The following is a 12,642-nucleotide window of genomic DNA, read 5'->3' on the forward strand; positions in this document are numbered from 1 at the left end:
GATGCTCCCCTGAAGAAGAATGAATGTCTGAAATGTCAGACTCTCACGAGTCTCCTCCAGCGCACTCGATCACGTCCAGAAACGCATGAGGGCGTTACCGAGCATGGCGTAGTAGTCGGACACCCCGCTCAATTCGAAGATCCAGTAGATCGCGTCGAAGAAGACGACATTGATCTGCGGGACAAACAGGAGCGCAACCAACAGGAGCAGCCCGTACGGCTTGAACTGGTCGAGTTGGTGCCGTGTGTTGGGTGCGAGGTAGGGCTCCAGTGCGTTGTAACCGTCCAGACCGGGGACTGGTAGCAGGTTCAAAACTGTTGCCATGACCTGCAAGAAGGCCAGGAAACTGAGGCCGGCCCAGAACGTCAGATGCTCGGCCGATGAGCCGTACGTACGTATGACCACGAGGAGGATCACCGCGGCGACGGCGTTCGTGAACGGACCGGCGAGCGATATTCGGGCCTGCACCTTGGGCGGGAACATCCCGGTGCGCAGGTACACGGCGCCGCCGGGAAGCCCGATGCCGCCCAACGCGATGAACAGCACCGGCAGTCCGATCGAGAGCATCGGATGGCTGTACTTGAGCGGGTTGAGCGTCAGGTAGCCACGAGCCTCGACGTCGGTGTCTCCGTGACGCCACGCCAGATACGCATGGGCGAACTCGTGCAAGCACAGCGTGACCACCCAGCCGGCAACCACGAGGACAAAGACACCCGCGCGGCCCGCGATGGAACCCCACGTCGAGTTCCAAGCGACGACTCCGGCGATGACGGTGACGGCAACTACGCCGAGGAAGACGGGGCTGGGTCTAACCGCCGACCGTGCTGCTCCGGTTCTCACCTGACCAACAACCAAGTCTTGTCGTGCCGGTAGAAGGTCGAACGCTTGAGATCGCGCGGGTTGGGGACACCGTCGCGAACCAGGCGAGCTGCGGGCGATCCCAGCTGAATCGCTCGGCCTTCCAGCCAGCGTCGTCCGCTCCATCGACTCTTACGATCGACAGATGCCTTGATGCCGGGGAGCTTGGGGCTCGGCACTATCCGGATGCCAGGGACTGTGCCGGAGAACAGTTTGTTGTCGTCGACGTAGGCCTCGCCGATCAGTTCGTCGGCATCGGTTGGACCCGTGACGGTTGCTGCACCGACCAGCGCGATTCCGGCGTCGTCACGAATGAGCGGCACGGTGTGGACTGTGCCTTTCAACGCCGTGCGCGCAGCCCGTGCACCGGTCGCAAGTTTGTACGCGTCGGTTGCATCGGACCTGTTCTCGGTGACGTAGGCGAGTTCGACGTTGAGTCGCTCGAGTCGCATCAACCGCGTCAATGCCGCGGCAAACGCGCCGTCGTTACCCACGACGATCAAGCGCGGCTCCGTCACGACCTGCAGTTGGGACAGTGCCTCGTCGAAGTCTTGCTTCTCCGGAAGCTCGGGGACAGTGAACGACGTGAGTTCACCCAGGGGGAGTGGAACCGGCGAATCGCCACATTTGAGCACCACAGGGGTCAAAGCCACTCCTAGCTCGATCAGACTTCTTCTCGGGTAGTGGGACCTCGCCACCCTTCCCCGAAATGGCCGTCCGAATCACTGCCGACGATCTTAGTGCGAGTGTCTGTGTCGGCTCGCAATCGTGATGGTCACCGGCCAAATTCTGGACCGTCAGGTCTGCTCTGGTGCTCTGGGCTAGACTGCTCCTTCGGTCACTGCAACAGTTCGGCGCTGCATCATGTGCGCGGAAGCCAGGCAGTACCAATGCGGCGGGACAACTGCTGCACGTCGACCGTAGGAGACAACGTCATGCCGGCAATCGTCCTGATCGGCGCCCAGTGGGGCGACGAAGGTAAGGGCAAAGCTACAGATCTACTGGGCGAGCAGCTTCAGTGGGTCGTGCGATACCAGGGCGGTAACAACGCCGGACACACCGTGGTTCTGCCGAACGGTGACAAGTTCGCACTGCACCTCATCCCGTCCGGAATCCTCACCCCCGCCGTCAACAACGTCATCGGTAACGGTGTCGTCGTCGACCCGGGTGTGTTGTTGACCGAATTGGCAGGCCTGGAAGAGCGCGGCGTGGACACGTCCCGCCTGCTGCTTTCTGCTGATGCGCACCTGATCATGCCGTACCACGTGGCCATCGACAAGGTCACCGAACGCTTCCTGGGAGCGAAGAAGATCGGCACGACCGGCCGCGGTATCGGCCCGTGCTACCAGGACAAGATCGCCCGTGTCGGTGTCCGCGCCGCGGACGTCCTGGACGAGAAAATCCTGACCCAGAAGGTCGAGGCAGCACTCGAATTCAAGAACCAGGTGCTGGTCAAGATCTACAACCGCAAGGCACTCGACCCGCAGCAGGTCGTCGAAGAGGTACTGACGCAGGCCGAGGGCTTCAAGCACCGCATCTCGGACACGCGCCTGGAACTCAACCTCGCCCTCGAGCGCGGTGAGACTGTTCTGCTCGAAGGTTCGCAGGGCACTCTGCTGGACGTCGACCACGGCACGTACCCGTACGTGACCTCGTCCAACCCCACTTCGGGTGGCGCGGCAGTCGGTTCGGGAATTGGTCCCACCAAGATCACCACGGTCCTCGGAATTCTGAAGGCGTACACGACGCGTGTCGGTTCCGGTCCGTTCCCGACGGAGCTGTTCGACGATCACGGCGCATACCTGGCCAAGCAGGGCGGCGAGGTCGGCGTCACGACCGGACGCGCTCGTCGCACGGGATGGTTCGACGCTGTCATCGCGCGTTACGCGACGCGCGTCAACGGCATCACCGACTACTTCCTCACCAAGCTGGACGTGCTGAGCAGCCTCGACACCGTGCCGATTTGTGTCGCATACGAGGTGGACGGTGTCCGTCACGACGAAATGCCGATGTCGCAGAGCGACATTCACCACGCCAAGCCCATCTACGAAGAGATGCCTGGCTGGTGGGAAGACATCTCGGAGGCTCGCACCTTCGAGGAACTGCCGCAGAATGCGCAGAACTACGTGCTTCGACTCGAAGAGCTTTCGGGTGCGTTCATTTCCTGCATCGGTGTCGGCCCCGGCCGCGACGAGACGATCGTCCGGCGCGAGATCGTCCGCTAGTTCGCTTCGTCGAAATCCCCGTTCCTGCAAGCAAGAGCGGGGATTTCGTGTTTCAAGCCAACTTCGACAGGTGTGCGGTAACGGTCTTCCACGGCGCTGTCGAGAGGATGTAGGTGTCGAACTGCTGCGCCAATTGGTGGTAGGCGTCGATGGCACCGTCGAGTGGGTCCATCCGAGAAAAGATATGCGGCGCCTCGCCGGAGACACTCTGGGTACGCAAAGAGTCCAGTTTTATGGAACTGGACTGAGATCAGTGAATTCTTCCCCTTGATCACAATCGCATAGAGGTCTGACAGGGATGTTCTCGCAGTCTGCAGTCGCGTCGTGGAAGATACCGCCGAGGGGTGCTGCCAGGCGAAACTGCTCGACGCGAATGTAGGTACCTTCACCTTCAGCGGGCGCGAAGAAGTAGACGAGTGCCACGAAGAGTCCGATGCCGATGAGGGTTGCGAAGGTAGTCATGGACATATGATCAACTCGACTGGTATTGAAATACATAGCCAAGTTGTCGATACTGGACTGCATGATGACCCGAGTTCTTGGTGCCCGTTCGCTCGCGCGTGATCTCGGATCCTGGCAGGAGGAGTCCGGACGCAGGCCGGCGTACCGTGCGCTTGCCGACGGTATCCGCCTGCTCGTGCACGACGGTCGCGTTCCGCTCGGCGTCGCGCTGCCCAGTGAGCGCGAACTTGCGACGGTGCTCGAACTCAGCCGAACCACGATCACGTCGTCCTACTCGGTGTTGCGCGACGAGGGGTACCTGATCAGCCGGCAGGGTTCGCGGAGCACGGTGGCCTTACCGGCCGGTGCTCAGCCCAACGGGTTGATGTTCCGCTCCCATCAACCGGGGCCCAGTGGACCCGTCGTCGATCTCAGCTATGCCGCGATGGCAGCTCCCGCGGCTCAAGTCGAACTTGCGTATGCGTCTGCGCTGCGAGAACTTCCGAATTTCCTACCCACGCACGGGATGGAACCGGTCGGAATCGGCGACTTGCGTGACGTGATCGCGCAGCGTTACACAGCGCGAGGTCTGCCCACCACCGCCGAACAGATCATGGTGACCTCGGGCGCGCAGCACGCGCTTCGGTTGCTGCTCTCGGTGCTCACCTCGCCCGGCGAGCGAGTGCTGGTCGATCATCCGACGTATCCCAATGCGCTGGAAGCAATTCGGCGAAACGGCGCTCGACCGGTCCCGGTGCCGGTGCGGCCGGAATTCGCGGCAGCCGGAGCCTGGGACCTCGACGGGATTCGAAGTGCAGCAAGGCAAACCGCTGCCAGAATGGCGTACCTGATTCCCGATTTCCACAACCCGACCGGACTCTGCATGGATTCTGCCGGGCGCGCCGAACTTGCGAAGATCGCGCACGAAACGCGGATGACTCTGGTCGTCGACGAGACGATGGTGGACCTGTGGCTCGACGCACCACCGCCGGCGCCGGTCGCCTCGCACGGGCGAGGCTCCGCGAAAACCGAAGTGGTGACGCTCGGTTCGACGGCGAAGTCGCTGTGGGGTGGACTGCGTGTCGGCTGGATTCGCGCCGACGCCGCCCTCATCACACAGTTGGTCGGAGCGCGTGCCGCGATCGATCTCGGTACTCCCGTCATGGATCAGCTTGCGGCCGCCTACCTGCTCGCCGACGATCGCTCGCTCCTCGAACAGCGTCGCGAAGTTCTGCGTGAACAGCGCGCAGTACTCCTTGGTGCAGTGGCGGAGCGTCTGCCGGACTGGCTCCCCACCATCGGCTCCGGCGGAATGTCGGTCTGGATGCGTATGTCTGCGCCCGTCTCGACGGCGTTGGCGGCGGTGGCACCCAACTTCGGAGTGCTCCTCGCTGCCGGCCCCCGCTTCGGCGTCGAAGGCGCGTTCGAACGATTCATCCGCGTGCCGTACGCGCGTTCTCCTGAGGACCTCGTTCGCGGCGTTGCGTCCATCGCCGCTGCATACGACACTCTCGCGACGGATCGCGACGCGGCCGACCAACGAATGGTCGTCGTCTGAGAACTGGGTACACACACTGAAAGAGGTGTGTAACCAGGAGGTCAGGCATGACGGTCGTAGACGGCACAGGCGCTGCGGGAACGAGTGCGGCGGAGGCGCTGGCAGAACGATTGTTCGCGGCTACACTCGGCGCGTCGGAACTGCAGGCTGTGTATCTGGGCGACCGGCTGGGCTGGTACCGCGCGCTGAGCGATCACGGTCCGCTCACGTCGACGGAACTGGCGGACCGGACAGGGACGGTCGAAAGATATGCGCGGGAGTGGCTCGAGCAGCAGGCCGTGGCCGGATATGTGGACGTCAATTCAGATGCCAATCGCCGGTACAGCCTGTCGCCAGCCCACGCCGAAGTGTTGGTCGATGATGAAAACCTGCTGTTCCTGACACCGTTGGCGAGGCTGTTCGTCGCGACGACGGGGTCGATGCCACGTCTACTGGATGCCTATCGCCACGGCGGCGGAGTGACGTGGGAATCGATGGGACCCGACGCTCGCGAGGGTCAGGCACTGCTGAACCGGCCGATGTATCTGCAGCAGCTCTGTCAGCAGTTCCTGCCGGTAGTCACCGACTTGCATGCCGTTCTTTCGGACGGCGGGCGGGTCGCCGATCTCGGAATGGGGGAGGGCTGGTCGTCGATCGCGCTCGCCCTCGGCTACCCGAAGATCGAGGTGCACGGCTTCGACGTCGACGCGGCTTCGGTGAACGCCGCCCGTCGTAACGCCCACGATCGTGGGGTGGAGGACCGCGTGCATTTCTCTTTGGTCGACGTTGCCGGCCAAGTTCCCGAGACGGGCCGAGCCGATGCCGGGACCTACGATGCCGTCTTTGCTTTCGAGTGCCTGCACGACGTACCGGATCCGGTGGGATTTCTGTCCACGGCTCGGGCGATCGCCCAGCCGGGCGCTCCGGTGATCGTGATGGACGAACGAACGGCGGATGCGTTCGATCCCGAGGCGGGCCCGATCGAGCAATTGCTGTACGGCTTTTCGCTGACCTGTTGCTTGCCGGACAGTCTTTCGCATCCGGGGAGCATTGGCACCGGGACGGTCATGAGGCACTCGACACTCGAAAGCTATGCCAAGGCAGCAGGTTTCGAGCGGGTGGACGTGCTGCCGATCGAGCACGAGATGTTCAGGTTCTACCGGTTGGGCTGACGCCCGTGCGCGGTTAGGGAGCCTGGGGACTCCTTAACCGCGCACGGGGCCGAAGGCCCTAGGTCCAGACCGTGTCGATATCCGTCGCCTCACGCGCCGGGGCGGCGGGCGTCGTGGTGGGCGTGCGCGAGAAGCGCGGCGCCGGTGCGTGCTGGGTGACGCCGTCGAGCTCGATGAGCGAACCACGAGCCGCGATGTGTTCGTTCGACGGTGCCTCGGCGAACGTCAGGACCGGCGAGACGCAGGCGTCCGTGCCGAGGAAGATCTTGGCCCACTCGTCGCGTGTCTTGGACAGGAACTTTTCGGTGAAGAGCTTCTTCATGTCGTCCCACTTGGACGTGTCCATCTGGTGGGGGAGCGTCGCGGGATCGAGTTCGAGGCCCTCGAGCAGCAGTGCGTAGAACTGCGGTTCGATGGATCCGACGGCCATGTACTTGCCGTCGGAGGTCTCGTAGGTGTCGTAGAACGGGGCGCCGGTGTCGAGGAGGTTGACGCCGCGCTCGTCGGACCAGACGCCGCGACCGCGGAATGCCCACATCATGTGTGAGAGCGCCAGGGTGCCGTCGACCATCGCCGCGTCGACGACCTGGCCCTTACCGGAAGTCGAGCGCTCGACGAGAGCCGACAGAATGCCGAAGATCAGGAACATGGAGCCGCCGCCGAAATCGCCGACCATGTTGAGCGGCGGAACGGGGCGTTCACCCTTGCGTCCGATGGCGTTGAGGACACCCGTCAGTGAGATGTAATTGATGTCGTGACCTGCTGCGTTGGCGAGCGGGCCTTCCTGGCCCCAGCCCGTCATGCGGCCGTAGACGAGACGCGGATTGCGCTCCGACACCACGTCGGGTCCGAGTCCCATACGTTCCATGACGCCGGGGCGGAAGCCTTCGATCAACACGTCGGCGCGGCCCAGGAGATCGAGCACCTTGGCGACGTCTGCCGGGTCCTTCAGGTTGGCCTCGACGATGCGGCGGCCGCGCTTGATCTGGTCGGTTGCGTTCGAGTCCTGCGGGATCTGCCCTGCGCGCTGCACGATGACGATGTCGGCGCCCATGTCCGCCAACAGCGTCGCGGCGTGCGGGCCCGGTCCCAGTCCAGCGAATTCAACGATCCGAATGCCCGCGAGCGGGCCCTTCTTCTCCACAGCTTCTGCAGACACACGCACTCCCAATTCAGACGGTGACAACACTTCTGACCCGACGGTAACCTGTCGGATCGATCAGGTGTGCTCCGGGGCACTGTGTCCGCCGAGGGAGGCGCCGATCACTAGACGGCGGCACCCTCGAACTGGGCGTTGTAGAGACGGAAGTACGCGCCCGCTGCTGCGATGAGTTCGTCGTGTGTGCCCTGCTCGACGATCTTGCCCGCCTCCATCACGACGATCAGATCGGCGTTGCGGATAGTGGACAGTCGGTGCGCGATGATGAAGCTGGTACGCCCGACGCGCAATGCGGACATTGCTTGCTGCACAAGTTGTTCCGTACGTGTGTCGACCGAGCTGGTCGCCTCGTCGAGGATCAGCAGCGACGGCTCCGACAGGAAGGCTCGGGCAATCGTGATGAGCTGCTTCTCGCCGGAACTGATGTTCGACGCTTCCTCGTCCAGCACGGTGTCGTACCCGTCCGGGAGCGTGTGGATGAAGCGGTCGACGAAGGCAGCACGTGCAGCTTCGTGGATCTCGTACTCGCTGGCGTCGAGTCGGCCGTACGCGATGTTGTCGCGGATCGTGCCGCCGAAGAGCCACGTGTCCTGCAGAACCATGCCGACGTGCTTGCGCAGGTCTGCGCGACGCATGTGCGAGATGTCGACGTCGTCGAGAGTGATTCGGCCCGAGTCGACTTCGTAGAAGCGCATGAGCAGGTTGACCAGGGTGGTCTTGCCGGCGCCGGTCGGTCCGACGATGGCGACCATCTGCCCGGGCCGAGCCGTCAAGTACACGTTCTCGATCAGCGGCTTGTCCGGCTCGTAACGGAACGAGACGTTCTCGAACTCGATGTGACCGACATTGCGATGGCGTCCGGCAGGCTCGGGGAGTAGCGGCACGTCGATGTCGGGTGACTGCTCGGGCTCGTCGAGCAGCTCGAAGACCCGCTCGGCCGAGGCTGCTCCGGACTGCAGACTCGTCGACATGGACGCGATCTGCGTGAGCGGCTGACTGAACTGACGTGAGTAGACGATGAACGCCTGAACGTCACCGAGCGACATGTTGCCGCTGGCGACCTTGAGCGCGCCGACCACCGCGAGCAGCACGTAGGTGATGTTTCCGACGAAGTTCATGACCGGCATGATCAGGCTGGAGAGGAACTGTGCGCCGAACGACGCGTCGAGCAGTTTCTTGTTCTGCTCGGCGAATTCACGCTCGGCTTCGGCCTGGTGTCCGTACACGCGAACCAGATCGCGACCGCTGTAGTTCTCCTCGATCTGTGCGTTGATCTTGCCCGTCTCGGTCCACTGAGCCTTGTACAAGACCTGTGCGCGCTTGGCGACCCTGGCGACGAGCAGTACCGATATCGGCACGGCGATCAGCGCGATCAGGGCGAGCATCGGAGAAATGACGAACATCATCGTCAGGACACCGAGGACGGTGAGCACCGACGTCAGGAGCGAGGTCAACGTCGACGACAACGTCGACGAGATGTTGTCGATGTCATTGGTGACGCGGCTGAGGATCTCGCCGCGGGGCGTCTTGTCGAAGTACGGGAGGGGGAGACGGTGAAGCTTCGCCTCGACCGAGGCGCGCAGGTTGTAGATGGTCTTCTGGACGATGATGTTGAGGAGGAATGCTTCCAACCAGGCCAGCAGCGACGAGAGCAAATACACGCCGATCGCGAGCATGACGACGTTGCCGATGGCGTCGAAGTTAAGACCTACGCCGGGAACGACGTCGGTCGAGTTGGCGACGAGGTCGGCGAACGTCGAATTTCCCGATGCCCGGATCGCCTCTGCTGCCTGATCGCGGGTCAGTCCGGCGGGCAGGCTCTTGCCGATGAACCCGGCGAAGATGAGGTCCGTAGCGTGACCGAGGATCTTCGGCACTGCGACGGAAAGTGCGATGCTGGCGATTGTCGCAACGACGACACAGAAGACCGCAAACTTGTGCGGCTGCAGAAGTGAGAGAAGCCGCTTCATCGTCGCCTTGAAGTGGCGTGGCTTGGTGTCCGTCGCGGTCAGCGCGGGCTTCGGCTCTTTGTCGGGATTCTCCGGGTTGCTCGACTTCGCCTCGCCGTCTGTGGATTCCGGTTCGCTCGGGATCTTGGCGAACACCACCGTCGGCGCATCGTCGAAGTACTGGCTGTTGGGACTACCCCATGTCGGGTCCTGCGGGCTGGTCATGCGCTCATCTCCGCGGGAATCTGGGAAGCCACGATCTCCTGGTACGTCGGACAGTTGGCCAAGAGGAACTGATGGTCGCCGAGCCCGACCGGAGCGCCGTCCTCTAGAACCATGATCTGGTCGGCATCGATGATGGACGCGACGCGTTGCGCGACGATGATGACCGTCGAATGAGTCGACACCGTGCGAAGTTCGCGCCGGACTGCAGCGTCGGTGTGCATGTCGAGTGCGGAGAACGAATCGTCGAACACGAAGATCCGGGGTCTGCGGACCACAGCTCTGGCGATGGCGAGACGTTGGCGTTGTCCGCCCGAGAGATTGCCGCCGCCCTGGGCGATCGGAGACTCGAGGCCGTCGGAAAGTTCCCGGACGAAGTCGTCCGCTTGAGCTATGGCGAGGGCTGCCCAGATGTCTTCGTCGGTGGCGGTCGGGTTTCCGTAACGGATATTGCTCGCGATCGTGCCGGCGAACAGGTAGGCCTTCTGCGGCACGTATCCGAAGTTTGCGAAGAGTTCGTCCTGGTCCCAGCCGCGGACGTCCAAGCCGTCGACCAGGACAGCGCCGGCCGTGACGTCGAAGAGCCGGGGGATGAGTGAGACAAGGGTCGATTTGCCACTGCCGGTACTGCCCACGATCGCGGTGACCGTGCCTGGCATGCATCGCATCGAAACATTCGACAGGACCGGCGTTTCTGCTCCCGGATACGTGAATCCGGCTCCACCGAACTCGACAACACCATAGGGACTGGTGGGGCGCAGAGGCTGGGCGGGCGCAGGCACGGTCGGCTCGGTGTCGAGCACCTCCGTGATGCGGTCGGCGCACACGGCCGCGCGCGGAATCACGACGGCCAACATGGTTGCCATGATCACGGACATCAGGATCTGCATGACGTAGGCGAGGAAGGCGCTGATCTGCCCGATCTGCATGTCTCCGGTGTCGACCAGGTGCGCGCCGAACCACAGCACCGCGACGCTCGACAGGTTAGCGATCAACATGACGGTGGGCAGCAGAACCGCCTGGTATCGACCGATGAGGAGCGAGGTGTCGGTCAGTTCTTTGTTGGCTTTGTCGAAGCGGATCGTCTCGTCAGGTTCGCGTACGAAAGCGCGAATGACACGCATACCGGTGAGCTGTTCACGCAGTGATCGATTGATGTTGTCGATCCGCGTCTGCATCGTCCGGAAGTGCGGGATCAGCTTGGCGACCACGACCGAGACGGTGATGCCGAGCAGTGGGACCGAAATCGTCAGGAGCCAGGACATCTGCAGGTTCTCGCGCAGCGCCATGATGATGCCGCCGATACACATCAGTGGGGCACTGACGAGCATCGACGACGTCAGCATGACCAGGGCCTGGATCTGCAGGACGTCGTTGGTGTTTCGTGTGATCAGCGTCGGCGCACCGAAGCTGTTGAATTCGCGATCCGAGAAACTGCCGACGGCCTTGTAGAAGGCGCCTCGAACGTCGTGGCCGAAGCCCATCGACGATTTTGCGGCCAGATAGGTCGACGCGACCGACGCGATGATCGACGCAAGCGAGACCAGAAGCATGATCCCGCCGGTGGACATGATGAATCCGGTATCGCCGCGGGCGACGCCGTCGTCGATGATCCGCGCGTTGAGCGTGGGGAGGACCAACGACGCGATGGCCCCGAAGAGTTGAAGTGCGAGGACTCCGGCAAGCAACCAGCGGTACGGCGGTAGGTACGCCTTGAGGAGTTTTGCTAACACGACGGTTCCCGGTGAGTTGCGTGGGTTGCCGCTCGTTCGCGATTGATCACACGCACACGGTATGACAGATCGCGGTCGAGGTCGGCACCGACTCTGACGATTGCATCCTTTTGTCCTAATTGACTGTGATGTCGAACACACTTGAGTTCGAGATCGGATTCAGGTCACATCGCCTGAACTGCGGATTTACATACTGGCCCAATGTGTCACGTTCTTGTTTGAACAGAAACAAACTGGACGTACGTATTTAGCTTCGCTAAAAAGGGGCGGAGCGAACAAAACGTGCGCCGCGTCATAGATATTCATGCAAGGAGTCACACATGGGATCCCTCGGAAACCTTCTCAAGGCCAACGGCATGGGCTGGGGCCTTCTCCAGCTTCTTCCCCTGGTCAACATGCTCAAGACCATCCAGGGGCTGGATTCGGCCAGTTCGAACTCCTGACGTTCGACTATCTGACGTTCGAACACCGGCATCTTCGAAACAAGCACAGGAGTAATCGCATGACCTCGATCCAGAATCTCGACGCCTTCCTCAAAAGCGTCCTCGCGTTCGTGACCAAGCTCAATGCCGGATCGGCAGATTCCTCAGGTTCGGCCGGTTCTGCCGCCTAGTAGTTCTCGGTCCCCAACCCTTTCAACTGCATCCCGAGAAAAGGAGACCCGACATGGGTTCACTCGAAGACTTCAGCGGCGTCGTCAAGACGTTCATTCCGGTCCTCAAGGACCTGTTCACGGCTCTCGGTGGTGGCTCACTCACCCCCGGGGCCGGATCGGCAGCTGACAAGTAAGTCCCGTTTGTCCGAAAGTGTGGCTCGTAGTTGTCTGCGGGCCACACTTTTTCCGTAAACAATGTGAGCTAGATCACATTTCGAATCGATCTGATTTGCTGATTTGCCTGCTGAACTGCACTTATATCGAAAGGTGTTACGGAGAGTTTACGAGAGTAGCTATCTGATAGCTAGACAAGCGCGAGTAGGCCGTCTATAAATGCACACAGCGCCAAGGTAGTGCGCTACATCACAGCTCGGGATGTTGTTCGGGGGCGGTTCCGCTTTCCGTGCGGCAGGAGTTCCCGAATCATTCCGGTCACCGCCTGCGGCCGGTCTGGCGCTGGAACATCACACCACCTCACATACAGGAGAAACTCCTATGTTCGGATCACTCAGCACCCTCGGACCCCTGCTCACCGCGCTCGGAGCTTTCCTCAAGTCCGTTCCCACCGAATCGCTGTCCGGCGAGGGCAAGGGCTCGGGCTCGTCCACCGGTTCGCTTTCGGGTCTCTCCAGCGGATCCGCCGAATAGTCGTCCCTTTCCGGCAGGTCCAATCGGCTCTGCACTCCGGATT

At 62.2% G+C, this 12,642-nt stretch carries 12 protein-coding genes; 6 read left to right on the forward strand and 6 right to left on the reverse strand.

The genetic code is table 11. The annotated features are described in order from the left end of the window. Positions 1–69: 69 nt before the first annotated feature. Together ACFQ6Y_RS23390 and ACFQ6Y_RS23395 are read right to left on the reverse strand one after the other, a co-directional pair. Entirely contained in the window at positions 70–840 is a 771-nt protein-coding gene (locus ACFQ6Y_RS23390; protein WP_378548878.1) for a site-2 protease family protein, read from the reverse strand. Next, positions 837–1,511 carry a hypothetical protein gene (locus ACFQ6Y_RS23395; protein WP_378637739.1) on the reverse strand — a complete coding sequence of 225 codons (675 nt, stop codon included), beginning with the start codon at positions 1,509–1,511 and terminating at the stop codon, positions 837–839. Before ACFQ6Y_RS23395 ends, ACFQ6Y_RS23390 begins: the two co-directional genes overlap by 4 nt. A gap of 282 nt (positions 1,512–1,793) precedes the next feature. Between ACFQ6Y_RS23395 and ACFQ6Y_RS23400 the strand changes: the two genes are divergently transcribed. Then, the gene (locus ACFQ6Y_RS23400) at positions 1,794–3,083 is read left to right on the forward strand and encodes an adenylosuccinate synthase (protein WP_003944351.1); all 1,290 of its coding nucleotides are present in this window, start codon (positions 1,794–1,796) and stop codon (positions 3,081–3,083) included. A 231-nt stretch (positions 3,084–3,314) separates the two neighbouring features. Here the strand turns inward: ACFQ6Y_RS23400 and ACFQ6Y_RS23405 are convergent, their stop codons facing one another. Then, positions 3,315–3,545, reverse strand: a complete 231-nt coding sequence (locus ACFQ6Y_RS23405) for a hypothetical protein (protein ID WP_378537205.1) — start codon at positions 3,543–3,545, stop codon at positions 3,315–3,317. A 61-nt stretch (positions 3,546–3,606) separates the two neighbouring features. Here ACFQ6Y_RS23405 and ACFQ6Y_RS23410 point away from each other — a divergent pair, with 61 nt between their 5' ends. Together ACFQ6Y_RS23410 and ACFQ6Y_RS23415 are read left to right on the forward strand one after the other, a co-directional pair. After that, positions 3,607–5,082 carry a PLP-dependent aminotransferase family protein gene (locus tag ACFQ6Y_RS23410; protein ID WP_378637743.1) on the forward strand — a complete coding sequence of 492 codons (1,476 nt, stop codon included), beginning with the start codon at positions 3,607–3,609 and terminating at the stop codon, positions 5,080–5,082. 47 nt (positions 5,083–5,129) lie between these two features. After that, positions 5,130–6,233: a class I SAM-dependent methyltransferase gene (locus ACFQ6Y_RS23415; RefSeq protein WP_378637747.1), complete on the forward strand. Its 1,104-nt coding sequence runs from the start codon at positions 5,130–5,132 to the stop codon at positions 6,231–6,233. Between the two features lie 58 nt (positions 6,234–6,291). On the opposite strand, the gene ACFQ6Y_RS23420 is transcribed toward ACFQ6Y_RS23415, so the two are convergent. The 3 genes from ACFQ6Y_RS23420 to ACFQ6Y_RS23430 all read right to left on the reverse strand — a co-directional run bounded on the left by ACFQ6Y_RS23420 (position 6,292) and on the right by ACFQ6Y_RS23430 (position 11,296). After that, on the reverse strand, positions 6,292–7,392 hold the full coding sequence (locus ACFQ6Y_RS23420) for a CaiB/BaiF CoA transferase family protein (RefSeq protein WP_378537213.1): 1,101 nt from the start codon (positions 7,390–7,392) through the stop codon (positions 6,292–6,294). A gap of 107 nt (positions 7,393–7,499) precedes the next feature. Further along, positions 7,500–9,566: an ABC transporter ATP-binding protein gene (locus ACFQ6Y_RS23425; protein ID WP_378637752.1), complete on the reverse strand. Its 2,067-nt coding sequence runs from the start codon at positions 9,564–9,566 to the stop codon at positions 7,500–7,502. Continuing rightward, entirely contained in the window at positions 9,563–11,296 is a 1,734-nt protein-coding gene (locus ACFQ6Y_RS23430; protein WP_378548893.1) for an ABC transporter ATP-binding protein, read from the reverse strand. The genes ACFQ6Y_RS23425 and ACFQ6Y_RS23430 overlap by 4 nt, the downstream gene beginning before the upstream one ends. A 320-nt stretch (positions 11,297–11,616) precedes the next feature. On the opposite strand from ACFQ6Y_RS23430, the gene ACFQ6Y_RS23435 reads away from it, so the two are divergent. The 3 genes from ACFQ6Y_RS23435 to ACFQ6Y_RS23445 all read left to right on the forward strand — a co-directional run bounded on the left by ACFQ6Y_RS23435 (position 11,617) and on the right by ACFQ6Y_RS23445 (position 12,599). After that, the gene (locus tag ACFQ6Y_RS23435) at positions 11,617–11,739 is read left to right on the forward strand and encodes a hypothetical protein (protein ID WP_378537223.1); all 123 of its coding nucleotides are present in this window, start codon (positions 11,617–11,619) and stop codon (positions 11,737–11,739) included. Between the two features lie 223 nt (positions 11,740–11,962). Next, the gene (locus ACFQ6Y_RS23440) at positions 11,963–12,085 is read left to right on the forward strand and encodes a hypothetical protein (RefSeq protein WP_378637757.1); all 123 of its coding nucleotides are present in this window, start codon (positions 11,963–11,965) and stop codon (positions 12,083–12,085) included. A 361-nt stretch (positions 12,086–12,446) separates the two neighbouring features. After that, complete coding sequence (locus tag ACFQ6Y_RS23445; protein ID WP_378537228.1) at positions 12,447–12,599, forward strand: hypothetical protein; 153 nt, start codon at positions 12,447–12,449, stop codon at positions 12,597–12,599. Positions 12,600–12,642 lie beyond the last annotated feature (43 nt).

This window comes from Rhodococcus sp. NPDC056516 (assembly GCF_042794655.1).
Taxonomy (GTDB): Bacteria; Actinomycetota; Actinomycetes; order Mycobacteriales; family Mycobacteriaceae; genus Rhodococcus_F.